This is a genomic window from Virgibacillus alimentarius, assembly GCF_017874635.1.
Classification (GTDB): Bacteria; Bacillota; Bacilli; order Bacillales; family Amphibacillaceae; genus Virgibacillus_B; species Virgibacillus_B alimentarius.
In genome coordinates this window covers 53,479-78,539 of the sequence record NZ_JAGIKX010000001.1, presented here as the reverse complement: position 1 = coordinate 78,539, position 25,061 = coordinate 53,479, and the positions used below count along the sequence as shown (strand labels likewise).

The window sequence follows — 25,061 nt, the reverse complement described above, 5'->3', positions numbered from 1 at the left end:
TGCTCTTTCCTTTCTACATAAGTTGATAAGGCTGCATATCAACTGTAATGAGTAAATCTTCTTTACGAATATCTTCTGCAAATAAATCAATTATTTTTTTAATCAGTTTACGTAGTTTAGGTTCATCTCTGTATTTTATCATGCATTGATAGCGATATCTATCTTTGATCTTAGCAATTGGAGATGGTGTTGGACCTAGTATTACTGTATCTTGTTGAACTTTTTTTAATAGAATTTGGACGATTTGCTGCGTTGTTTGTATGACCTTCACTTTATTGGAATGAGAAACGGTTATTAATACTAAAAAAACATATGGAGGATATCGAAACGTTCTTCTCATACGCATTTCTTTTTGATAAAAAGCATTATAGTCATATTTACTAGCCAGTTCTATACTGTAATGGTCTGGTGTATATGTTTGAACAATAACTTCTCCTGGCAATTCATGTCTTCCAGCACGTCCACTGACCTGTGTTAATAATTGAAAGGTTTTTTCAGAAGACCGGAAATCTGGTAAATGCAGCATCGAGTCAGCAGTTAAGACACCTACTAGCGTTACATTTTCAAAATCCAGTCCTTTTGCGATCATCTGTGTTCCTAGTAGTATATCCGCCTCTTTATTTGCAAATTGTTGAAGTAATTTTTCATGTGCCCCTTTTCTTTGCGTTGTATCAACATCCATCCGGATAATGCGAGCTTCAGGGATTAGCTGTGCCAATGATTCTTCTACACGCTGTGTGCCTGTCCCAAAGTAACGTATCAAATCACTGTTGCACTCCGGGCAATTCACTGGCATCGGTTCTTCATATCCACAATAATGACATTTTAATTGGTTGATTTTTTTGTGAAATGTTAAAGCAATATCACAATGCGGACACTCTTTCACAAGCCCGCAATCACGGCACATGACAAATGTGGAGTATCCTCTTCTGTTTAACATTAAAACAATTTGTTCATCGTTTTGGATGCATGCTTCAATTTTCTCTTTTAACTTTATCGAAAACATTGTTCTATTTCCCTTATGGAGTTCTTTTCTCATATCTATAACCTCTACTTCGGGCATATCTTTTTCATTCGTTCGTTTGCTTAAAGTGGCTAATTGATAAACTCCTTTTTGCGCCCGTGCATATGATTCAAGTGTCGGTGTTGCACTTCCTAAAACTACGGGGCAATGATGATTCTTTCCGCGGTATATAGCAACATCTCTTGCATGATAACGAGGCTGGTCCTCTTGTTTGTAAGTAGTCTCATGTTCCTCATCGATAATTATTATTCCGATGTTTTCAAACGGAGCAAATATGGCGGACCTTGCCCCGACAACAACTTGAACTTCTTTACGATGTATCCGGCGCCATTCATCGTATCTTTCCCCATTCGATAATGCACTATGAAGAACCGCTACATTTGAACCAAACCTGCCCTTAAAACGTTTTACCATTTGGGGAGTCAATGAAATTTCCGGAACTAAAACAATCGCTTCTTTTCCCTTATTAATCACATGCTGAATAGCTTGCAAATAAACCTCTGTTTTTCCGCTTCCCGTAACACCATGTAAAAGAAAAACATGATGCTCACTTTTGATTATTGCTTCGTTTATTGGTGTGATTGCCTTCTGTTGTTGAGGCGTTAATTCTAATGGTGTTGTTTGCGGATACGACTTATCGTCATAAGGATTTCTGTATACTTCTACTTTTGTTGAAATGAGCAATGATTTATCTATTAAAGCCTTAATCGTGCTGCGACTCGTTTGCAGATGTTTTATTAGACGGTTTTGCTCTATTTCTTCTGGATGTTCAACAAAAAAGTGTAATAGCTTCCATTGCTTTTTTGCATTTTTAGGCAATTCCAATAATGCCTCCTCTAATTGGTAAGGAGCTTGATTGGGCTTGATCATGGTAACTTTTTTTTGTGTGATTTTTGACTTTACCAAATAGTTAATTTCAACGTCTCCATTTTGGACCGCTTTTTGTAATTGATAAAAACTTACAGATGAATTATCCAATAGCTCATAAGGAAGCACATCTCGACCGGCAAAAAGTTTTTCTAAATCGAAAGAAAGCTCTGCTTCTGTCAAACGAACGATTTCTTTTTTATATTGTGCTTTGAATACTTGAGGCACCATTGCCTGATAAGCAATGATATACATACATAATGTTTTGTCCGCCAACCATTTACCTAGTTCCAACAGTTCTCTTGTTAAAACCGGAGTTACATCGAGCACGTCATGTATTTCCTTTAATTTATTAAATTGTGATTCAGCTGTTATTCCAACTACATACCCCATTATTTTTCGAGCACCAAATGGAACAGTTACGCGCATGCCAGGTTTTAACATGTCACGAAACTTTTCCGGTATAAGATAATCGAAAGTTTGATTAATTACACTCGCTGGGACGTCTACAATTACTTTTGCTATATTCACTATTTTTCATCCTTCATATCTCGATCGATAAACTGAAAAATTTGCTGAGCGATATCTTGTTTGGATGCCATAGCTAACTCTTTAGGCTCTTGACTATTTGAAATATAAGTTACGATATTAGTGTCTCCACCAAAACCTGCTCCTTCAGTCGCTACATTATTAACTACGATTGCATCTAACTGTTTATCTGTTAATTTTTTCATCCCGTATTCGATTGGATCGCTTGTCTCTGCAGCAAAGCCGACAAGAAATTGATTTTCTTTCTTTTCACCAAGGGATTGTAAAATGTCTTTCGTACGTTCCATTTCAATTTGCCATACACCTTCATGTTTCTTCATTTTTTGATCATAAACTTCTTTTGGCCGATAATCAGCAACAGCAGCTGCTTTGATCACGATATCTTGTGCTGTAAAATATCGATGCATCGCTTCATACATTTCTTCTGAAGTTGTAACATCAATTCGCTTAATGCGGCTGTTTGATACTTCTAGAGACACAGGACCTGTAACAAGTACCACTTCTGCACCTAACTTTGCTGCTGTTTCTGCTAATGCAAACCCCATTTTACCTGAAGATCTGTTTGTAAAAAACCTTACCGGATCGATTTGTTCACGGGTTGGCCCTGCTGAAATTAATACCTTTTTATTAGCCAGTGTAGATGAATTTAACTGGTGCTCTGTAATTGTTTTAATGATCGCTTCAGGCTCTTCTAATCGGCCTTTTCCTACATAGCCACAGGCCAAATAACCAGCCCCTGGTTCTATAAAATGACAACCCCATGCTTCTAACCGCTTCATATTTTGAATTACTGCGGGGTGTGCATACATATGCACATTCATTGCTGGTGCAATATAGATGGTTGCCTGTGTTGCTAATAATGTTGTTGAAAGCATATCGTCGGCAATACCATTTGAAATTTTCCCTATGATATTTGCTGTAGCTGGGGCAATTAAAACGAGATCTGCCCAGTCTGCAAGGTCGATATGTGCTATCTTTTCAGGGTCTTTTTCATCGAATGTATCTATATATACAGGGTTTCTGGACAGGGATTGAAATGTTAGCGGCGAAACAAATTCAACCGCACTCTCCGTCATAATAACCTTAACATTTGCACCTTCCTGGGTTAGTTTACTGGCTAATGCACATGCTTTATAGGCCGCTATCCCTCCAGAAACACCTAATAATATATTTTTATTATGCAGCATTCTTAAAACTCCCTTCCCTCTTCTAAAATATCCCCTCTTTATTTATACCATAAAATAGATCAGAATCTGATTATATCGAATCCGGTAAATATGGTTCGTTATTGGAATTAATTAGCCAAGCAGTGTACAAATAAAATCCCTCGCGTTTTGAATTTAAACTGCGAGGGATTGATTGTATCACTTGTTTTATTGATCATTTTTGACAGTTAATTTGTCTGCCATAATCTCTTCCAGTGCCTGTCCCACATATCTCACAGACTTCGGATTATCCACTAACACTCTTTGTGTGTCACGAATTTGCCTTGCTCGTCTGGCAGACAAGGTTACAAGCGTATATTTTGATTTAATCTTTTTTTGTAATGAGTCAATTGATGGTTCTAACATCATGTCAATTCATCCTCCAATATCTTTTTATACTGCTTTTCTATCCGTTCTCTCTTGCAATGCTCACTCTGAATAATGGACTGAATCTTAGCTACAGCAAGATCTACATGATCATTTACGACCACATAATCATATGAATCCATCATTTCAATTTCCTTTCTAGCTTCCTTTAGCCGATTTAATACTAACTCATTTGATTCCGTTCCGCGGCTAGTAATACGATTTTTTAATTCTTCTAGGCTAGGAGGAAATAAAAATATAAATACTCCTTCTGGAAAACTTTCCTTCACTTGCATTGCACCTTGAACTTCGATTTCCAGAAAAACATCATGACCGGCTTCAAGTGTATCCTCTACATAATCTCTTGGTGTCCCATAATAATTATTAACATATTGAGCATATTCTAACAGTTTATTCTGCTCAATTAGTTTCTCAAATTCTTCTCTTGTTTTATAAAAATAATCAACACCATCTATTTCACCTGGCCGTTTACTTCTAGTCGTCATGGAAATCGAATATTTTAAGTCTGTAGCTTGTTCAAATATTTTTTTTCGAACAGTACCTTTCCCTACACCAGAAGGCCCGGAAAGAATAAATAAAATCCCTTTTTCATCGTTCAAAACGTTTCCTCCTAAATGATACATGCATATTCTCTATGATTCATCGTTTATTTCATCGTGACTTAGCACACGCTGTCCAACGGTTTCAGGTTGTACAGCAGATAAAACAACATGATCACTATCTGTAATAATAACAGCTCTTGTTCGTCTTCCGTATGTAGCATCCACTAATTTATCGTTATCTCTAGCTACTGAAACAATTCGTTTAATTGGTGCAGATTCTGGTGAAACGATCGATATGACTCGATTAGCAGACACAACATTTCCAAAACCAATATTAATTAACTGTAAACCCAAATTGCTTCCCCCTCAGGATATACTCTCTTTTTATGTAATATGTCTATTATAAGGAAAATAATGAGATATGTAAAATCGGCAATTCACTCAATATTTTGCACCTGTTCTTTGATTTTTTCAATATCTCCCTTTAATAAAATAATCCATTTACTAATTTTAGGGTCGGTAGATTTAGAACCAATCGTATTCGTTTCACGATGCATTTCCTGCAAGATAAAATCTAACTTTCTGCCCACCGGCTCTTTGCTATCCATTGTTTCTATAAAATGATCTATATGACTTAATAGTCTCGTAATTTCCTCTGTTATATCTCCTTTTTCAGCTAATAGGGCGATTTCTTGATGCATACGCGTCTGATCGAGTTGAATCGTATCTTCAATTTGTTCTTCAATCCTAACTTGGATTCGGTCACGGTATTCTTCAATGACAATATTACGTCGCTCTTTTAGCGATGCAACCAAGTATTTTATGTTTTCTATTCTTTTCTTAATATCTTCATCGAGATAATTCCCTTCCTGCATTTGCATGGTCTTTACTTGTTCACATGCACACGTAACACTTTCTAAAATAGAATCTTTCAGCTGATCTGGCTGCTGTTCTTTTTCTTGGATTTCAATCAGTTCTGGTAAACTAGATACAATCGAGGCAGGAATGTCCCCTTTTAATTGATAGCTTTTTTGCGCGTTATTTATTTGCTCCATATATTGATCCATTAAATGCCAATCTACTTTTAAAGATTTTTTTACAAAGCCTTCACCTTCAATCCCAATAAAAACCTCAATTCTTCCCCTCTGAAAAAAGGATTGAACGACTTTTTTGATTTTATCTTCTAAAAATAAGAAAGAACGAGGGATTTTTGCTGTAAAATCTAAAAAACGATGGTTTACTGTCCTAATTTCAACTGTTACCGTAGTAGAGCCTATTTGGAATACATCTCTTCCATAGCCTGTCATACTTTTTAACATGGTAATCACATCCATAACCTACAAAATAATATATTCTATTATAGCAGAAAAAAATAGGAGACCTACATATGATTACCGATCCCCGAAAATTAGAGTAGAAAATCTAACTTTCGGGGGGAAGTATTAGTAAGCTATGAAGAATTAAAAAGAAGGATTGAAGAATATATCTACTGGTACAACCATGAACGATCAAAAGAAAAATTGGCTGGATGGAGTCAGTAGATACCCAACTCAATTCAGCCAATTAGCAGCATAATAAAACTCTAATTTTTAGAGGTAACCAATTTAGTATAGAGTGGTCTCCTTCTATATCTATGCTTTTACTTTTTGCTAAATCCAAACAAAACAGTTGGTAAAACACTTAGCGCTGATATTAACACCCAATCACTAAAGCCTAAGCCAGTAGTGTGGAATATCGGTTGCAATGGCTCCCAGTAAATAACGATCAATAGTAATAATAAAGAAGATAGAACAGCTAACACTAAATACATATTTTGAAATGGATTTCTTGCAAATACCGAATCTTCACTTCGACAATCAAACACATGTATGAGTTGGGCTAACACCAATGTTGTAAATGCTACAGTTTGACCATAAATTAAGTTGTCTGGATTGTTTTGATAGGTAACAACAAAAGCAATAAGCGCAGCAGCACCTATCAAAAATCCTCTGCTGATTATTTTAAAGCCAAGTCCCCTAGCGAAAATTCCTTCACGCGGGTTCCTAGGTCCTCGTTTCATCACATCATCTTCCGGTTGATCCAGTCCTAAAGCCATTGCCGGTAATCCATCTGTCACTAGATTTACCCATAATATTTGCACGGGAACCAAAGGCAGCGGCATCCCTAGTATCATTGCGAATAACATCACTAAAATTTCTCCAACATTCGAAGCTAATAGGTAACGAATAAACTTTCGAATATTTTCATAGATGTTTCTTCCTTCAGCAATGGCTGATTTTATGGTTGCAAAATTATCGTCCATAAGGATTAACGACGAAGCTTCTTTCGTGACATCTGTTCCACTTTCTCCCATACTGATTCCAATATCGCTTGCTTTAATTGCTGGAGCGTCATTCACCCCATCACCTGTCATCGCAACAATATGACCTTTTTCCTGGAACGCTTCTACTATTTTCAATTTATGTTCCGGCGTTACTCTGGCAAATACATATACATTATCAATAATATCGCGAAGTTCGCTTACTGACATTTGATTAAGTTGATTTCCATCTAAAACTAAACCGTGTTCAGGAAGCAAGTTAATATGTTCTGCAATTGCTCTTGCTGTTTTTTCATGATCTCCTGTAATCATAACTGTTTTTATGCCCGCTTGTTTACATTCTGCTATCGCTGATCTTACTTCTCTTCTTGGTGGGTCCATCATGCCATATAAGCCAACGAAAGTTAAATCATTTTCTAAAAATGTTGTCTCAAGGGATTGATTTTTGGGGATAGATTTAACGGACACAGCTATCGTTCGTAGTGCTTTTGCGGCCATATCATCTACCGTACCTTCTAAGGGACGTTTGTCTTTTAAGAATTTTTTACCATCCTTGTCTATATAACTCGAACATCTCGGTAATAAAACATCAGGTGCACCTTTCGTTATTAGAAAACGCATATTATTTTCATCTTCAACAACAATACTCATGCGCTTGCGCTCTGAATCAAATGGTATTTCCTTAATAACTTTATAATTATCCCATAAATGATGTGATAAACCGAATTTTCTTGCTGCTACAAGCAGGGCTCCATCTGTTGGATCTCCATCAACCGAATATTTTCCTTTATTTACTAATAATGAGGCATGATTACAAAGCATTCCGTACAGGAGCATCTGTCTTAAATTAGGGAAATCCGTAGCAACTTTCGTATTACCTAAGAAATAATCCCCTTGAATGTCATAACCATCGCCCGTTACATATAAATACTCACCATTCAAATAAATTTCCTTTACAGTCATTTGGTTTTCCGTCATTGTTCCTGTTTTATCGGAACAAATAATAGATGTTGAGCCCAGTGTTTCAACTGCTGATAATTTCCGTACAATTGCTTTTCGTCTAATCATTCGCTGGACACCTAAGGACAGTGCGACAGTAACAATCGCAGGGAGCCCTTCAGGAATTGCCGCAACTGCTAAGGATACGCCTGCTAAAAACATTTTATATACGGCATGTCCTTGATATACACCTATCACAACAACCAATGAAGTCAAAATAAATGCTAAAACAATCAATACTTTTCCGAGTTCAGCAAGTTTATTTTCTAGTGGTGTGTTCGATTTTGTTGTCCGAACCATCAACGAAGCTATTTGCCCCATGACAGTATTCATGCCAGTACCGACAACAATTCCTATTCCAGTACCCCTAGTTACTAAAGTTCCGGTAAATCCCATATTCGTTTGATCTTGCGCATCAATGTTACTTTTATTAATTGCTTGTACGTGTTTCATAACAGGAAGAGATTCTCCTGTTAAGGCAGCTTCTTCCGTTTCTAAACTATTTGACTTAACGAGGCGAACATCGGCAGAAATACGATCTCCACTCGTTAACCTTATGACATCGCCAACAACAATTTCTCTGGAGTTAATTTTTTTCCATTTTCCATCTCGCAAGACATTTGCTACCGGAGCGGATAATTCTTTTAATTTTTCTAATGATTTTTCTGCTTTTTGCTCCTGGAAAAAGCCAATTAATCCGTTTATTAATACAATTACCATGATCGCTATAGCGTCTATGAATTCTCCGAGTAACCCGGCAATTAATGTTGCCCCTAGCAACACCAATACCATAAAGTCCTGGAATTGTTTTAAAAAGATAAGCCATTTTGATTTATTTTTTTCTCCTTCTAGCACATTTTCACCAAATTGTTTGCGACGTTCTTCTACTTGTTTTTCTGTAAGACCTCTATTTGCTGTAACGTGCAGCTTTTGCTCGACTCGTTCAACATCTAATTGATACCATTTCACATCGCATTCCTCCAAATTCTCACCATGCTATTTACACTTTGCTACATACATTAGCTGTTTCGATGAGTCCTAATCGATATATATGCAGGTTTGTCCAAAAAGATGCTATAATTGTTCGGTGAGGTGATTTTTATGCCATTTGATGGAATCGTTACAAAAGCAGTAAAAGAAGAAATACAAAAAGAGATCGTGCCAGGAAAAATCACAAAAATCTATCAGCCTACAGCGACTGAGCTAGTGTTTACCGTTAGAAGCAAAGGGAAGAATCATTCGTTATTATTATCAATCCATCCGACCTATGCTCGTTTTCACTTAACGAATGATATTTATCAAAACCCAGCCCAGCCGCCAATGTTTTGTATGCTTTTGCGCAAACATCTATTAGGATCTATTATAGAATCGATTGAGCAATTTGGGATGGAGCGGATTGTTTCATTTAATATCACGGCAAGAAACGAGATTGGTGATACAACTTATAAAACGCTTGTCATGGAATTAATGGGAAAACATAGCAATGTTATCTTTTTGGATAAAGAAAAGGAACATATTATCGATAGTTTAAAACGTGTTTCCATGTCTCAAAACCGTTATCGCACCATCTTGCCTGGTTCGACTTATAAGCTCCCTCCAACACAAGAAAAGGTGAATCCACTAGAAATAAGCGGAAACGAATTTTTAAAAGGAATTGACTTTAATGCAGGAAGAATTGATTCGCAAATCGTTCATCTGCTTACTGGCATATCACCTTTTATTGCAAAGGAATTTGTTGCTCGCACGCAGTTAGGTTCACCTAAAGTATATCTTGAAAAATTCATGGAATTTCAAGAACAAATCAGAAGTCAAACCACTGAGCCAAGAATATATCGTAATAAAAAAGAAGACTTTCATGTGCTTCCAATTACTTCCTTTCAAGGGAAGAGTGAACATTTTGACTCCACTAATGCTATGCTTGATGAATTTTATTCGGGAAAAGCAGAACGTGATCGCGTCAAACAAAAAGCTGGAGACCTATACCGATTTCTTAAAAATGAAAAAAATAAAAATGAACGTAAGTTAAAAAAACATAAACAAACACTGAAAAAGGCTAAGAAAGCAGAGCATTACCAAAAATTAGGGGAGCTTTTAACCGCCCATATGCACTTGGTAAAATCAGGAGATAAAACAGTTACGGTAACGGATTATTATGATCCTGATCAACATTCACTTATTATTGAGCTTAATCCTAATAAATCCCCTAGCGAAAATGCACAAGGCTTCTTTAAAACGTATCAAAAATTAAAAACATCCAAACAGGTTGTAAAAAAAGAAATGAAGAAAGCGAACACTGAAATAGCATATATGGAACAGCTATTACAGCAAATAAACGTGGCCAGTGAATCAGACATTGAAGAAATTCGGGAAGAATTACGTGAAGAAGGCTACTTAAAAAAACAAACACAGGGAGGAAAGAAAAAGAAAAACAAACAAAAAAAACCAATGCCTGAAGAATTTATTTCTTCTGATGGCACAACCATTTTCGTTGGCAAAAATAATAAACAAAATGAATATGTAACAACAAGACTCGCTCATCGTGATGATATTTGGCTGCATGCTCTAAATATTCCCGGCTCACATGTTGTGATCCGTGAGAGTAATCCCAATGAGAATACGCTGCTGGAAGCGGCTCAATTAGCTGCCTATTTTAGCAAATCACAAGCTTCTTCTTCGGTTCCAGTTGATTATACAAAAATAAGACATGTGAAAAAGCCAAAAGGAGCAAAGCCTGGTTTTGTTACCTATGATAATCAAAAAACACTTTTTGTTACTCCTGAGAAGTCAAAAGTTGATAAGTTAAAAAAGCAAGGATGATTGCATATAGAACCATCCTTGCTTTGCTTTATATTTATGCTACTTTTGGAATTAATGTTACTTCGATGTTTCCTCTTGTTGCTTTGGAGTAAGGACAAACTTGATGAGCTTCTTCTGTTAATTCTTCCGCTTCTTCCGGACTTATACCCTCAATGTGAATATTTAACGTCACTGCTAATTTAAACCCACTATCTTTTTGATCCTTGCAGAAATTGACTTCTGCAGTTGTTTCTGAATTAATTTTTTTGTTTTGGTTTGAAGCCACCAAGTTTAATGCGCCGTCATAACAAGCTGCATACGCAGCAGCAAAAAGCTGCTCCGGATTTGACCCTTCTTTACCTTCTTGCCTCTTATCCGCTGGATGGACCAGTTTAAAATTGATGCATCCATCATCTGATCTAACATGTCCGTCCCTGCCATTTGTTGCAGTAGCACTTGTTGTAAAAATTAGATTGCTCATTTTAGCACTCCTTTTTTATCGTGTAATGAACTGTTCCTCCTAAGCACGAGTACGAAACGTTTAATCATATTTTTCTCGTAATAATGCTTGAATAAAATGATCAACTTGAGGCAGATTTCGAATTCCCTCTTGATAACAGACCCATGTATCCCTAGTTGCATAAGCACCATTTAACTTTAATGGCATGTGCGGATAACTTTTCATTAAAGAATGAGAAACACTTTTAGGCAATACGGCCATTCCTAACCCTTCCATCATAAACTGTTTACAGGTCTCAATTTGATCTACGCGAATCGCTTTTAATGGCTTAATCTCTTTTTGATGATAATAAAGCCAATGATCTACTAAATCATGCATGCTATCATCACTCTTAAAAGAAATTAAAGGACGTTCCTTTAGTTGATTCTTCGGAAAGGCTTCCGTATCAAAAATATATAATGGATCACCAAATAAATGCTCACATATCCCTTCTTTTAGTTGCTCTCCCCTAATAATACAAACGTGATATTTTGTATAATCCTTTTTTATATCTTCACTAATTCCCGTCACTAAATCAATCGATACTTTTGGATATGCTTTCGTATATGCAGCTAAAATGGATGGTAAATACCGCTGACTAATGAGTGTTGAGCAGGCAATGGATAAGGTACCTTGAACTTCAGCGCTTGATTTGGCAAGTGTATTTTTTAGATTTTGTTCCTGTTCGATAATATTTTTGGCCTGCTTTAATATGAGTTCGCCAGCTGGAGTAGGAATTAATTTTTTTGAAGTGCGGATAAAAATTTTCTCATCAAAATAGTCTTCTATATATTTTAATCGCTGTGTAACAGCAGGTTGAGAAATTAAAATTTGTTTTGCTGTACCTCGAACTGTTCCTATTTCATTTAATCTCAATAACAAATCGTAATCATCTATTTTCAATTCAATAACCTACCTTGAAATTATGATAAATATATCCTAATTATAGCTCATTTCAGACTATTTTGTGCTAAAAAATAAAATCCAGAAAATTTTCAAAAAAAAATGATGAAGGGATGAAAAGACAATGAAAGTAAAAGACTTTTTGGCTAAAATAAAAAATACTTGTCCATATAGACAAGTGATTTTTTGTTTATTTAAAGTTCATTTCTCCACGCTTCTAATTGTTTTCTTTCATTATCATCAATTTTCCCATCTTCTACTAAAATGTGAAGTACTTCATCGTAATTAGTTAGGCTTTGATAAGATAGACGCGCATTTAAAAATTGCTGCTTTGCTTTATCCAATCCATAGGTAAATATGGATAAAATATCTATTACTTTTCCGCCATGTTCCTGTACAGCTTGTGCTGCTTTAATGGATGATCCACCTGTTGAAATTAAGTCTTCAATTACAAGAACCTTTTGTCCTTTTTCCAATGTACCTTCAATTAGATTTTCTTTACCGTGCCCTTTAGGTTTAGATCTAACATAGATCATGGGTAATTCCATTCCTTCTGCTAACCAAGCAGCGTGGGGAATCCCTGCTGTTGCACACCCAGCAATTACATCAGGTTTTTCATCCATCTTTTTAATCTTTTGGATAAATGCTTTCATTATTTTCTTGCGAACAGCTGGATAAGACATCGTTAACCGATTATCACAATATATTGGTGATTTTATTCCAGACGTCCATGTAAAATAACTGTCTGTTTTAATTTGTACAGCTTGTATCGATAGCAAATCTCTCGCAATTTCATGATTTAATTCCATGTTTCCACTCCTTGACTGCTTGTTGATATGCTTCATATGGATCATTTGCTTTTGTAATACTTCTACCTATAACAAGATTATCGGCACCATGTTCGCGAGCATATGCTGGTGTTGCAATTCTCTTTTGATCATTCTTTTCAGATAACTGCAGGCGAATTCCTGGTGTTACGGATAAAAATGATGGACCACATGCGGCTTTAATTTGCTTGGCTTCGTGAGGAGAACACACAACTCCATCTGCCCCATTTTGTTCCGCCAGTTTTGCAAAACGAACAACATTTTCTTCGACCTCACCAGGTAATAGCAGCTCATTATTTAGGCTATCTTTATCCATGGAAGTCAATACGGTTATTGCCATTAATTGTGTTTTGTAACCATCAGATAAGCCTGAAAGTAATCCTTCTTTTGCTGCTTGTATCATTTCGCTTCCACCTGTTGCATGTGTACTAACCATATCAACCCCTAGTTTGGCAATATTCTTCATGGCTTTATTTACAGTTGTTGGAATATCATGAAGTTTTAAATCCAAAAAAATAGGATGATTATTGTCTTTCAATCTTTCTATTACAGCTGGGCCCTCTCTGTAAAATAGCTCCATCCCAACTTTAACGGGTACACCTTTTAATTCATTCCATTCGATAAATTGCTTTGCTTCTTTCCAACACGGAAAGTCAAGCGCCAAATATATTCGATTCACTCTATGTCATGCCCCTTTCCCACAGCATCCTGAACAGACTGAAATCCATACTTACTTAACACTTCTGGCAATGCCTCTATTATTTCAGTACAAATAAATGGATTCCTAAAATTTGCAGTTCCAATTGCCACAGCACTTGCTCCAGCTAAAAGGAATTCAAGAACATCGTCTGCTGTATTTATACCTCCCATACCGATAATCGGAATATTTACATGCTGTTTTACTTCGTAGATCATTCGAATAGCGACTGGTTTAATCGCAGCCCCAGATAAACCACCGGTTTTATTAGCGATAATCGGTTTTTTTGATGGGAGATGAATTTGCATCCCAGTCAACGTGTTAATCATTGATAAACCATCTGCTCCTGCCTCTTCCACTGCTTTTGCCATCGCAATGATATCTGATACGTTAGGGGATAGCTTTACATATACTGGCAGATTACTCGCTTTTTTAACTACTTTAGTCACTTCAGCAGCCATAGAAGGGTCTGTTCCAAATTGAATTCCGCCTTCCTTTACATTGGGACAGGAAATATTTAATTCTAATGCATGGACTTTATCTGTCTCATTGAAGGCACTGGCTACTTTCTCATATTCCTTTATTGTACTCCCCGCAATATTAGCAATCAGTGAAATATCATAGTTTGCCAAAAAAGGGACTTCTGTTTCAATTATTTTATCCACACCGGGATTTTGCAAACCGATTGCATTAAGCATTCCAGAAGGAGTTTCGGCAACTCGGGGTGTCTTATTTCCTAGTCTCTCCTCACCAGTTGCTGCTTTCATCATAATAGCACCTAATTTGCTTAAGTCATAAAACTCACTGTATTCGCGCCCAAATCCAAAACATCCTGATGCTGGCATGATCGGATTTTTCAAGTTTAACCCAGGTAATTGAGCTGTTAAGTCCATCATAAGCAAACCTCCTGTGCTTTAAAAACAGGGCCATCTCTACATATTTTCTTATAACCGCCATGATCATCTGTAGGTATCACACAGGCAAAACATGCGCCTACACCACAGCCCATGCGTTCCTCTAAAGATATATATCCGCTTTTATGATCCAGCTCTTTTGTAATAGCTTGCAGCATTGGTAATGGTCCACATGCATAATATCGGTCATAATCACCAATTTTATCTAAAACGGCAGTAACAAACCCTGCTTCACCGTAAGTTCCATCATTCGTAACAATATGCGTGTCGCTAAATTGACTAAATGCATTTTCATAAAAAACATTGATCGCTGTTTGGAATCCTAATACCGAAATCATATTTATATTCTTTTTTGCTAGTGTTTTGCCTAAATAGTATAACGGTGGAACACCAATTCCACCACCTATTAATAAAACATTGGAAGGAACTTCATTATCAATGGGAAATCCTTTTCCACAAGGACCAAGTGCATTTACTTTCATACCTGGGAGATAAGAAGCGAGTTTTTTTGTACCGGATCCAATCGTTTTAAATAAAATTGTTATTGTTTCGGTTTCCCTATTTACATCGGCTATTGAGATAGGCCTCCTTAGTGTATGACCAGGAACATTTACATGAAGAAATTGCCCCGGTACTGCCGTTTGACTAATATAGGTACTTTTTAATACCATTTCAACAGTATCAAGTGCAATAACATTCGTTTTTCTTATTTGCATGTCAACTTTTTTTAACATTTATTATAAACCTACCTCTTTCGTTTAATATTCGTAGTTAGGCAAAGACACTCTTTCGAAAGGCAACTTTTCCTTCAACAATTGTTAATACTGGAGTTCCTTTTACATTCCAATTGTGAAAAGGAGTATTTTTACCTTTAGAGAAAAATTCTTCTTTATTCATTTTTATTTCTCTATCTAAGTCAATTAAAGTAAGATCTGCAATCGCATTTTCTTCTACTTTTCCATAAGGTAAGTTAAATACATCTGCAGGTTTATTTGTTAACCAATCAACTAATTGATTCAATGGAACTTTCTTTGTTTGAACCAAATGTGTATAGAGTAAAGGAAACGCTGTTTCTAACCCTACAATTCCAAAAGGAGCATGCAAGAAACCAATTTCTTTTTCTTCCTGAGCATGTGGCGCATGATCTGTTGCAATAAAATCAATTGTCCCGTCAAGTAACCCGGCTAATAATGCTTCTTGATCTTCTTTGCCCCTGAGTGGTGGATTCATTTTGAAATTTGGATCATCTGTTATGATGTCTTGTTCATTTAATAAGAGATGATGCGGGGTTACTTCAGCTGTCACATGAATTCCTGCTTTTTTTGCATCACGAATTACACGTACCGATTCCTTCGTACTAACATGACAGACATGATAATGGCACCCTGCAGCTTCTGCTAATAAAACATCACGCGCAATTTGTACTGATTCACTCAGAGACGGAAGGCCAGGTAGATTTAAACGTTCACTTATTTCACCGTCATGAACAACACCGCCATAAACAATCGAATTGTCTTCACAATGGGCTACAATCGCTTTATTATTACTAGCTGCCTCTTTCATAGCGCGTAGCATATAATCAGCCGTCTGTACTCCTACACCATCATCGGTAAATGCAAATGCACCTGCTTGAGATAGTTCCGTTATATTCGTTAATGTTTCTCCCTGTAAATTTTTAGTAATTGCTGCATATGGTAAAACACGTACAAAGGCGTCTGTTTTAATTTTCTCGTGCAGCTTGTTTAACGTATCTTGATTATCCGGAACTGGAGAAGTATTTGGCATCGCACAAACTGTTGTAAAGCCTCCTTTTGCAGCAGCTCGTGTGCCAGTTTTGATTGTTTCTTTATGTTCTCCACCCGGCTCGCGCAAATGGATATGCACATCAATAAAACCTGGTAGAAGTAATTGACCACCGCAGTCGATTACTTCTTCTGAATCTATTGATAAATTTTCTCCAATTTGTTTAATCTTTCCTTTATCGATAAATACGTCACAGGCTTTCACTTCATTGTTAGGCAGTAATTGTTTGGCGTTTTTCAATAGCATGCTCATGAAGTATCCCCCATTCTTGTAATAGTTTTATAATGATTGCCATTCTCATGTAGACACCATTTGTCATTTGCTTAAAGATTCTAGACCGATCACATTCTACTAAATCTGTATCCATTTCAACCCCACGATTGACTGGTGCAGGATGTAAAATGATTGCATGAGATTTCATTCTTCTTTCCCGTTCTTTCGTTAAACCAAAATTTTCCAAGTAATGATACGTATTACCACTTGAACTCTTATGTCTTTCATGCTGTATTCTTAAAAGCATTAACGCATCACAAAGCTCTACTGCTTCATCCATAGTAACATAAGGAAAATCTAATGTATTGTCTTCAAAGTTTGGTGCTGCACATAGATACACATTAACACCAAGTTTTTTTAATGCATTTGCATTGGACCTTGCGACTCTACTATGTTTAATATCGCCGGCTATAACGATATTTAAGCCCTCAAAATAACCGAACTCCTGATATATTGTTAGGAGGTCTAGCATACATTGTGTTGGATGTTCTTCCTTACCAGAGCCCCCATTAATAATCGGTATATTAACATTAGCATTTATTTCGTTAATCCAATTATCTGCAGGATGCCGAACAACAAGCAGTTGTGCACCAATCGATTCAAATGTTCTAGCTGTATCGTAAAGCGACTCCCCTTTTTGCACGCTAGATGTTTCACTATGAAAATCCAGCTCTTCTAAACCTAATTTCTTTTGTGCTACGATAAAGCTCATTTTTGTTCTCGTGCTCGGTTCGAAAAATAAATTAGCCGCAAATATTTGTTGATTAATGTAGTATTGCTCTTGTTTAAATTTTTCAGCAGTTTCTATTAATGAGATGATGTTTTCCTTACTTAGCTGATTGACCGATATAAAATGTCGCATTGGTATCCCTCCAAAAGTTGGTTTAGTCTTGCCCAGGTTTCACGCAATCTTCGTGTTGTTCTTATTTAATCCATTAAAAAACCTCTTTGCAAAGGTCGCAAAGAGGTATACGTATAGTGTTAACACGTATCTTGGCAACCTTTTAAACCTCTCTGGATTTAATTAAAGGTCATACGATTTAATTTTCGTACAAAGAAACTTCATCCCGATCGTCTATTTCGATTAATTGAACACCGATAATTTCTTTTTCAGATGTCGGGGTGTTTTTACCAACATAATCGGCCCGAATTGGCAATTCCCGATGCCCCCTGTCAATAAGGACTGCCAGTTGCATTTGCGATGGTCTTCCTATATCCATCACAGCATCCATCGCAGCTCTAACTGTGCGTCCAGTATACAATACATCGTCAACTAGGATTACTTTCTTTCCTGTAGGATCTTCTTCAATATTTGTTTCTATTAACTCTGGATCCTCATTCTCAGTTACTCGTTGTAAATCATCTCGATATAAAGTAATATCTAGTTCTCCGATTGGTACCGTAATATTTTCTATTTGTTTAATTTTTTCTTGAACTCTCCTTGAGATCGGAACGCCTCTTGTTTTTATTCCTACTAATAAAAGGTTTTCTCCCCCTTTGTTTTTCTCAAGAATTTCATGTGCAATTCGTGTTAATGCCCGATTAATTGCTGGCTGATCAAGGATTTCAGTTTTCTTCTTCATTCATTTCACCTCAAACTTAGGAATCGGTTCAAAAAAATACCTTTTTTCCAAGAGGAAAAAAGGTATTTAGACATATGTATTTCTACATATGAACGCCGTTTCCTTTTTAGCCTCACAGGACTAGAATTAAAGGATCATTTCATTTCTTTATTAATTATGTCAAACATGTCTCTATTTGTCAATACATTTTTTCTAATTGAGTCAACAGCTCCTGGAATTTGGATGGAGCTTCTGCTTTAAAATGCATCCATTCCTTTGTTGTTGGATGAGTAAAGCCTATACTTCTTGCATGCAGAGCTTGTCCTCCAATATCAAAAGTTTTTCGAGGACCATATTTGGGATCTCCTGCTAATGGATGTCCGATATATTTCATATGCACACGGATTTGATGTGTCCTTCCCGTTTCTAGTTGACATTTAATATGTGTGAAATTCTTAAAACGCTTAAGTACATGAAAGTGAGTAATTGCCGGTTTGCCTTGGTCAACAATTCCCATTTTTTGCCTATCTTTAGGATCCCTTCCAATTGGTGCATCAACTAATCCATTTTCATGATCAATAACACCATGAACAATAGCTTCATAAATTCTTTCTACTTTTTTCGCTACTAGCTGCTCGGCCAAATGAATATGCGTTGCTTCATTTTTAGCTACGATTAACAAACCACTTGTATCTTTATCAATACGATGGACTATTCCTGCCCGTTCTATTCCATTTAATTCTGAAAGATGGTCACAATGAAAAAGCAATGCGTTCACAAGGGTTCCCCTTTGGTGTCCTAAAGAGGGGTGTACAACCATTCCAGCAGGTTTATTAACAACTAATAGATCCTCATCCTCAAATAAAATAGAAAGGGAGATATCCTCCCCTTCAACGGAAAAGCTCTCTTTTTCGGGGACTTTCCATTTTAATTTATCTCCTTCAGCGCATTTGTAATTAGGTTTTACCACTTTTTCATTTACTGTTACGAATTTTTGAGAAATCCATGACTGGATTTGAGAACGTGAATATTCTGGATTAATGACCGCCAGTAGCTTATCTATTCTCATGTGATGCTGTTCAGGTAATACTTTATAATTTTGTTGTGTCATGATGTACCCTTTCCTTTCTTTCATCCATAAAAGTAAAAATTAAGAGCAAAATTACACCAACAACTAATGCTGAGTCAGCTATATTAAAAATAGGATAATCATAGTTAAAAATAATAAAATCCAGAAAGTCTACAACTTCTTTGTGAAGAATTCGATCGATAAAGTTCCCGATCGCACCACCTAAAACAAAGCTGAGCGAAACAGCCAATAATTTGTTTTCCTTTCCATATTTATGTAAATAAAAAATAACACCGATAACAACAATGACCGTTATAATATAAAAGAAATTCATTTTCCCCTCTAATATTCCCCATGCTGCACCTGTATTGCGGTGAGACGTCAGATAAAAAAAGTTTTCGATCACAGTAATTTGATCATATATTTCCATATTTTTCACAACCATCCACTTAGACAATTGATCAATGCCAATGATAGCAATCGTAATCACATAATACCAGTACATACCCTGTCCTCCGATTCTTAACAAACTCTTCCCAAGCATTTTACCACAAGAAATAAAAAAGTGCTCGTTTAGCCAAAAATATCCCTCTATGATGAGAGGGATATTTTTATAGATGTTTAAGCTTCTGAATAATGGTCTTTAACGATCGTTGCACAGCGTGTACATAACTCTGGGTAGTCTTTATCATCTCCAACTGTTTCCGAAGATATCCAGCAACGTTCACACTTTTCACCAGGATGTTTTTCGACTAGGATGTCAACATATTGATAGGATTTTGCACGATCATTTGCATCACTGATATTTAATCTTGATACGATAAACAATTGATGCAAGTTTTGAATGTTTGTTAATATTTCTTTTGTTTTTTCATCTTTTGGAATGATCGTTAATTCCGCTTCTAATGATTTTCCTATAACTTTTTCATTTCTCGCTTCTTCAAGTGCTTTTAAAACATCATCCCGAACATGCATGATTTGAGCCCATTTTTCTAATTGGTTTTCAAAGCCAGCAACTTCCCGTGCTTCTGGAACATCTGTTAACTGTACACTTTCTTCTTCCACACCTGGGATATATTCCCATATCTCTTCTGCTGTATGTGGAATAATTGGTGCGAGTAATTTTGTTATAGTAATTAAAATCTCGTGATAGACTGTTTGAATGCTTCGGCGACGGCTGCTATCTTCCGCTTCAATATATAAAATATCTTTAGCAAAGTCCAAATAGAAAGAGCTTAATTCATTGGCACAGAAATTATGAACTTCGTGATAAACAGTTGAAAACTCATATTTGTCATAGCCTTCACGTACTTTTGATACTAAGTTTTGCAAGCAATGAAGCATGTATCGATCTACTTCTGCTAAATCCGCTTCGTTGATTTTGTCTTTTTTCGGATCAAAATCAGCTGTATTCGCAAGCATAAATCGAACGGTATTTCTGATTTTACGGTAAGTTTCTGAAACTTGTTTTAATATATCATTTGAAATTCTAACATCAGCCTGATAATCAACAGAAGCTACCCATAAACGTAGAATATCTGCCCCAAGCTGCTTTAATACTTTGTTTGGCTGCATAATATTTCCTAATGATTTACTCATTTTTCTTCCATCGCCATCCAATACAAACCCATGGCTAATGATAGTTTTATATGGAGCTTTTCCAGTCACTGCAACAGCTGTTGATAAAGAAGAGTTAAACCAACCGCGATATTGGTCACTTCCTTCTAAATAAACATCTGCAGGACGGCGATGATCTTCTTTTTCTAGTAATACGGCCTCATGAGAAGAACCAGAATCGAACCACACATCCATAATGTCTGTTTCTTTTGTAAACGTACCATTTGGACTATGTTCTGATTTGAACCCTTTTGGCAATAAATCTTTCACTTCCCATTCAAACCATATATTGGAACCATGTTCTTTAAATAATTTAGAAACATGTTCAATTGTTTCATCTGTGATAATAGGTGTTTTATCTTCACCATAAAATACTGGGATAGGAACACCCCAAGTACGCTGACGAGAGATACACCAATCCTCGCGGTCTCTAACCATATTATATAATCGCGTTTCTCCCCAATGCGGATACCAGTTAATTTCTTTTATTTCTTTTAAAATATCCTGACGAAAATCTTTAATCGAGGCGAACCATTGAGATGTCGCACGGAAAATAGTTGGTTTCTTTGTACGCCAGTCATGTGGATAAGAATGTGTAATGAATTTTAAATCTAATAACGCACCAACTTCATCCAGCTTTTCTGTGATTAATTTATTCGCTTTATCATAGAAAAGCCCTTCAAATCCAGGAGCTTCTTCTGTTAGAACACCTTTCTCATCGACTGGACATAATGCTTTGATTCCGTATTTTTGTGCTACATAAAAATCATCTTCCCCGTGACCCGGTGCAGTATGAACACAACCAGTTCCCGCTTCCATCGTAACATGATCACCTAACATAATAATCGAATCACGATCATAGAGCGGATGCTTGGTGATGATTTGTTCTGCCTCTTTTCCTTTAAACGTTTTAAGTACTTCAGGATTATCCCATCCCAATTCTTCCGAAACCGTTTCTAACAAGTCATGTGCAACTATATATTTATCTTGCCCTGCATTTACAACAGCATATTCAAATTCCGGGTGCAGACTAATTCCTAGATTTGCCGGTATTGTCCACGGCGTAGTTGTCCAGATAACAAACTTTTCTCCACCTTCAAGAAGCTCTTTTCCATCTGTTACTTCAAATGAAATATAAACAGAAGGAGAACGTTTATCATGATATTCAATTTCTGCTTCAGCTAATGCAGATTCAGAAGAAGGTGACCAATATACTGGTTTTAAGCCTTTGTAAATATAACCTTTTTTGGCCATTTCTCCAAACACTCTTATTTGAGCTGCTTCATAATTTTTTGTCAATGTTATATAAGGATTATCCCAGTCTCCACGAACACCTAATTGTTTAAACTGGGTGCGCTGATTATCTAATTGGTCCATTGCATATTCTGTACACATTTTTCTAAATTCAACAATGTCTAATTTCTTACGATCTATTTTTTTCTTTTTTGTCAAAGCTGTTTCTATTGGAAGCCCATGTGTATCCCATCCAGGTACATAAGGAGCATGAAAACCAGTCATTGATTTATAACGAACAATGAAATCCTTCAGAATTTTGTTTAGAGCATGCCCAATGTGTAAATCACCATTAGCATATGGAGGACCATCATGCAGGATAAATATTGGTCTTCCTTTTGTTTTGTTTTGAACCTTTTCATAGATGTTATTCTCTTCCCATTGCTGTCTGCGAACTGGTTCTTTATTTGGCAAATTTCCGCGCATTGGAAATTTAGTCTTAGGCATAACTAGTGTATCTTTGTATTCCATCTTGCTTTCCTCCTTTAATTTTATCCATATATATTATATAAATATAAAAAGTCCTCAACATCCCTAAAAAGGGACGAGAAGACTCGCGGTACCACCCTTATAAATTTAAAATAACGTTTTAAATTCACTCTATACTCGTAACGTGAATAGGACGGCCATTTCTACTGATTTCGAACGACTACTCCAGAGTGATATTCTAAAAGTTTCTCTGCATCAGGCTTTCACCGTTTCCTGACTCGCTTTTCAGATCATACCTTTATACTGTCTCCATCATTGTATTTATTTAAATATAGTTTTTTAGTATGAATTATATGTAAATTTGCAGTGAACGTCAAGTTTTATCAATTATTATTTATTCCCCGCTTCTTCTAATTCATCGCTTATTTCTGTATCAAATAAATCTTCCCAATCATTTGTACTAATTACATCTAACTGAGCTTCAACCAACATCCTTAAACGTGTTCGGAACACTTTTGCTTGTTTTTTTAATTCTTCTACATCCATAGCGATTCGTCTTGATTTACTCAATGCTTCATTTATAATTCGATCCGCATTTTTTTCAGCCTCTTTAATAATGAGTTTCGATTCCTTGGTCGCATTTCCCTTTACTTCCTCGGCCGTTTCCTGAGCGACCAAAATCGATTTATTTAAGGTTTCTTCGATATTCGTAAAATGACTAAGCCTTTCCTCTAATTGAGCCACTTTTTCTTTTAAATCGTTTGTTTCCCTAATTGAAAGTTCGTAATCTTTAATGACCTGATCTAAAAATTCGTTAACCTCGTCTTCGTCATATCCGCGAAAACTCCTTGTAAACTCTTTATTATGGATATCTAGCGGTGTTAATGGCACACTGGCCACCTCCTTCTACTTCATTAGAATTAATCTACACGTTTTTATTCGACAAAAAATGGTGAAATCCTTCAACCCACTTCAGTTATTTTAAAAGGGCGGTAGTGATTTTAAGCTTATTTTTTTTCGTTCTCCCATTTATATGAAGGAGTTTGCTTCGGCCTCTGCCGCGAAGAGAAATCATATCTCCAGACTCAAGATTCATTTTTCCGTCTTCTACAATTTTGAAATTTACTTTTACGAGCTTTTTTTCAATAAAATCTGCGGCCTCTTTCCGTGATAAATGATAGATTGCCTTTACAATAGCATCTAGGCGCAAAGAAGACACTGTTTTATCAGATTCAATCCACTCTAGCTCTCTTTCGATTAAATGAGATAAATCTTTTGAATCAAGATTGATGCTCGAATTTTTCACATTGGTTAAATTCACACTTACATATGGAGCGATTTCACTTGCTACAACAATTTGTATCATCCCATTTTCAACAAAAATATCACCAAGTTTTTTCCGTTCAATTCCCAAGGACAAAAACGCCCCCATAACATCTGGGTGTGATAAAGAGACGAATTTTTCTGCGTACTTTCCTTCTAAAAGTGTAAGATTAAAAGACGCAGCTGTTACATCTTCATAATACGGGGCAATGATGACACGTTTTCTTTCTGAGTGCCTCCCTCCACCATAGGACTGCACTTGCAGTTCATCATTTGAAGGACCTATAATCGCCTCGATTATTTGCTGCTCGCGAGGATCCAAGAAATCTGTTAATTTCATCTGAAACGTTCTTTCTACATGTTCCCTCCAGGATAAAACTTGATCAATAAAAGGTTGTTCTTCCTTGCGAAAATGTTGATAAATACTCATTGTTAAAACCAGCCCATCAGCATATCGAATAGCACCGGTAATCCATAGGACCTGGCAAAAAACAGGACAAATATGGCTACGATGGGCGATATATCAATCATTCCAAGAGGTGGAATAATTCTTCTGAAAGGTTCTAAATAAGGTTCACAGATTTTAGTCAAAAATTCACCAAAAGCCGATTCTCGGGCCCCTGGAAACCAAGACATGAGAATATATACAATTAACGCAAAACTGTATATTTCTAGTGCAAAATAGAGTACATTGTATAGCTGCATCATCTTCTACTACCATCCTTTTTGAAATTCATCTTCACTGCTGGCCAATGATTCCGAGATAGAACCCGATACATTAACGTTATCAGGTGTACATAAAAATGTCTCCGAACCCAGTTTTTGTATATCGCCATTGACAGCATAAACAGTGCCACTGAGAAAATCAACAATTCGCTTGGCTTGTTGATGGTCAACTCGCTGCAGATTTATAACAACAGCACGACGGCCAACAATATTATCTGCAATTTCTTGTGCTTCATTGTATGTTCGCGGTTCACAAAGCACTACCTTCGAAGTAGGGTGCTGCATACTCGTCAAGTTGACGACCTTATTCGGGCTCTGGGTTTTGCTTTGTCCCGCTGGCTTGTCCATCGCATCTATCTCTTCTGTTTCTTCCATATATTCATATTCATCATCCATTGTAAAGAATGTCTTAATCTTATTTTTGATACTCATGGTTA

The 25,061-nt window shown here is 36.4% G+C and carries 24 protein-coding genes, 1 pseudogene and 1 other annotated feature; of the genes and pseudogenes, 2 read left to right on the top strand and 23 right to left on the bottom strand.

Annotated features, from left to right (window positions below; translation table 11 throughout):
• Positions 1–13 precede the first annotated feature (13 nt).
• From priA to J2Z81_RS00375, 6 genes are all read right to left on the bottom strand, one after another.
• Entirely contained in the window at positions 14–2,422 is a 2,409-nt protein-coding gene (gene priA / locus J2Z81_RS00400; RefSeq protein ID WP_029271147.1) for a primosomal protein N', read from the bottom strand.
• A complete protein-coding gene (coaBC, locus tag J2Z81_RS00395) occupies positions 2,422–3,627 on the bottom strand; it encodes a bifunctional phosphopantothenoylcysteine decarboxylase/phosphopantothenate--cysteine ligase CoaBC (protein WP_029271145.1) in 1,206 nt (401 codons plus the stop codon). The genes priA and coaBC overlap by 1 nt, the downstream gene beginning before the upstream one ends.
• 186 nt (positions 3,628–3,813) lie before the next feature.
• Complete coding sequence (rpoZ, locus tag J2Z81_RS00390; RefSeq protein WP_084179361.1) at positions 3,814–4,014, bottom strand: DNA-directed RNA polymerase subunit omega; 201 nt, start codon at positions 4,012–4,014, stop codon at positions 3,814–3,816.
• Positions 4,011–4,631, bottom strand: a complete 621-nt coding sequence (gene gmk / locus J2Z81_RS00385; RefSeq protein ID WP_226370487.1) for a guanylate kinase — start codon at positions 4,629–4,631, stop codon at positions 4,011–4,013. Before gmk ends, rpoZ begins: the two co-directional genes overlap by 4 nt.
• 33 nt (positions 4,632–4,664) lie before the next feature.
• Complete coding sequence (gene remA, locus J2Z81_RS00380) at positions 4,665–4,928, bottom strand: extracellular matrix/biofilm regulator RemA (protein ID WP_029271139.1); 264 nt, start codon at positions 4,926–4,928, stop codon at positions 4,665–4,667.
• An 83-nt stretch (positions 4,929–5,011) separates the two neighbouring features.
• Positions 5,012–5,893, bottom strand: coding sequence for a YicC/YloC family endoribonuclease (locus J2Z81_RS00375; RefSeq protein ID WP_226370486.1), 882 nt, complete (start codon positions 5,891–5,893; stop codon positions 5,012–5,014).
• A gap of 120 nt (positions 5,894–6,013) precedes the next feature.
• Between J2Z81_RS00375 and J2Z81_RS16130 the strand changes: the two are divergent.
• A pseudogene (locus J2Z81_RS16130) lies at positions 6,014–6,115 on the top strand (IS3 family transposase); the annotation flags it as partial.
• Positions 6,116–6,213: 98 nt separating this feature from the next.
• Here J2Z81_RS16130 and J2Z81_RS00365 read toward each other — a convergent pair.
• A complete protein-coding gene (locus tag J2Z81_RS00365; RefSeq protein WP_226370485.1) occupies positions 6,214–8,862 on the bottom strand; it encodes a cation-translocating P-type ATPase in 2,649 nt (882 codons plus the stop codon).
• A 132-nt stretch (positions 8,863–8,994) separates the two neighbouring features.
• Between J2Z81_RS00365 and J2Z81_RS00360 the strand changes: the two genes are divergently transcribed.
• Positions 8,995–10,710 (top strand): Rqc2 family fibronectin-binding protein, encoded by a 1,716-nt coding sequence (locus J2Z81_RS00360; RefSeq protein WP_226370484.1) that lies wholly within the window; start codon positions 8,995–8,997, stop codon positions 10,708–10,710.
• A 34-nt stretch (positions 10,711–10,744) separates the two neighbouring features.
• On the opposite strand, the gene J2Z81_RS00355 is transcribed toward J2Z81_RS00360, so the two are convergent.
• The 16 genes from J2Z81_RS00355 to J2Z81_RS00280 form a co-directional block, all read right to left on the bottom strand.
• Positions 10,745–11,170 carry an organic hydroperoxide resistance protein gene (locus J2Z81_RS00355; RefSeq protein WP_029270604.1) on the bottom strand — a complete coding sequence of 142 codons (426 nt, stop codon included), beginning with the start codon at positions 11,168–11,170 and terminating at the stop codon, positions 10,745–10,747.
• A 60-nt stretch (positions 11,171–11,230) separates the two neighbouring features.
• Entirely contained in the window at positions 11,231–12,091 is an 861-nt protein-coding gene (locus J2Z81_RS00350; RefSeq protein ID WP_226370483.1) for a LysR family transcriptional regulator, read from the bottom strand.
• Positions 12,092–12,285: 194 nt separating this feature from the next.
• On the bottom strand, positions 12,286–12,900 hold the full coding sequence (gene pyrE, locus J2Z81_RS00345; RefSeq protein WP_226370482.1) for an orotate phosphoribosyltransferase: 615 nt from the start codon (positions 12,898–12,900) through the stop codon (positions 12,286–12,288).
• Entirely contained in the window at positions 12,884–13,597 is a 714-nt protein-coding gene (pyrF, locus tag J2Z81_RS00340; protein WP_029270610.1) for an orotidine-5'-phosphate decarboxylase, read from the bottom strand. The genes pyrE and pyrF overlap by 17 nt, the downstream gene beginning before the upstream one ends.
• The gene (locus J2Z81_RS00335; RefSeq protein WP_226370609.1) at positions 13,594–14,508 is read right to left on the bottom strand and encodes a dihydroorotate dehydrogenase; all 915 of its coding nucleotides are present in this window, start codon (positions 14,506–14,508) and stop codon (positions 13,594–13,596) included. Before J2Z81_RS00335 ends, pyrF begins: the two co-directional genes overlap by 4 nt.
• Positions 14,508–15,263: a dihydroorotate dehydrogenase electron transfer subunit gene (locus J2Z81_RS00330; RefSeq protein WP_029270614.1), complete on the bottom strand. Its 756-nt coding sequence runs from the start codon at positions 15,261–15,263 to the stop codon at positions 14,508–14,510. Before J2Z81_RS00330 ends, J2Z81_RS00335 begins: the two co-directional genes overlap by 1 nt.
• Positions 15,264–15,300: 37 nt before the next feature.
• Entirely contained in the window at positions 15,301–16,584 is a 1,284-nt protein-coding gene (locus J2Z81_RS00325; RefSeq protein ID WP_029270616.1) for a dihydroorotase, read from the bottom strand.
• Positions 16,544–17,467, bottom strand: a complete 924-nt coding sequence (locus tag J2Z81_RS00320; protein ID WP_029270618.1) for an aspartate carbamoyltransferase catalytic subunit — start codon at positions 17,465–17,467, stop codon at positions 16,544–16,546. The genes J2Z81_RS00325 and J2Z81_RS00320 overlap by 41 nt, the downstream gene beginning before the upstream one ends.
• A 178-nt stretch (positions 17,468–17,645) precedes the next feature.
• A complete protein-coding gene (gene pyrR, locus J2Z81_RS00315) occupies positions 17,646–18,188 on the bottom strand; it encodes a bifunctional pyr operon transcriptional regulator/uracil phosphoribosyltransferase PyrR (RefSeq protein ID WP_029270620.1) in 543 nt (180 codons plus the stop codon).
• Between the two features lie 178 nt (positions 18,189–18,366).
• Positions 18,367–19,278, bottom strand: coding sequence for an RluA family pseudouridine synthase (locus J2Z81_RS00310; RefSeq protein ID WP_226370481.1), 912 nt, complete (start codon positions 19,276–19,278; stop codon positions 18,367–18,369).
• A complete protein-coding gene (gene lspA / locus J2Z81_RS00305) occupies positions 19,259–19,741 on the bottom strand; it encodes a signal peptidase II (protein ID WP_226370480.1) in 483 nt (160 codons plus the stop codon). The genes J2Z81_RS00310 and lspA overlap by 20 nt, the downstream gene beginning before the upstream one ends.
• 116 nt (positions 19,742–19,857) lie before the next feature.
• Positions 19,858–22,617 (bottom strand): isoleucine--tRNA ligase, encoded by a 2,760-nt coding sequence (ileS, locus tag J2Z81_RS00300; RefSeq protein ID WP_226370479.1) that lies wholly within the window; start codon positions 22,615–22,617, stop codon positions 19,858–19,860.
• Positions 22,618–22,683: 66 nt separating this feature from the next.
• Positions 22,684–22,900: a binding site (T-box leader), on the bottom strand.
• Between the two features lie 65 nt (positions 22,901–22,965).
• Positions 22,966–23,466: a DivIVA domain-containing protein gene (locus J2Z81_RS00295; protein WP_029270628.1), complete on the bottom strand. Its 501-nt coding sequence runs from the start codon at positions 23,464–23,466 to the stop codon at positions 22,966–22,968.
• An 85-nt stretch (positions 23,467–23,551) separates the two neighbouring features.
• Positions 23,552–24,328 (bottom strand): YlmH family RNA-binding protein, encoded by a 777-nt coding sequence (locus tag J2Z81_RS00290; RefSeq protein WP_029270630.1) that lies wholly within the window; start codon positions 24,326–24,328, stop codon positions 23,552–23,554.
• Between the two features lie 2 nt (positions 24,329–24,330).
• Complete coding sequence (locus J2Z81_RS00285) at positions 24,331–24,606, bottom strand: YggT family protein (protein WP_029270632.1); 276 nt, start codon at positions 24,604–24,606, stop codon at positions 24,331–24,333.
• Between the two features lie 6 nt (positions 24,607–24,612).
• A complete protein-coding gene (locus J2Z81_RS00280; RefSeq protein ID WP_029270634.1) occupies positions 24,613–25,056 on the bottom strand; it encodes a cell division protein SepF in 444 nt (147 codons plus the stop codon).
• Between the last annotated feature and the right edge of the window lie 5 nt (positions 25,057–25,061).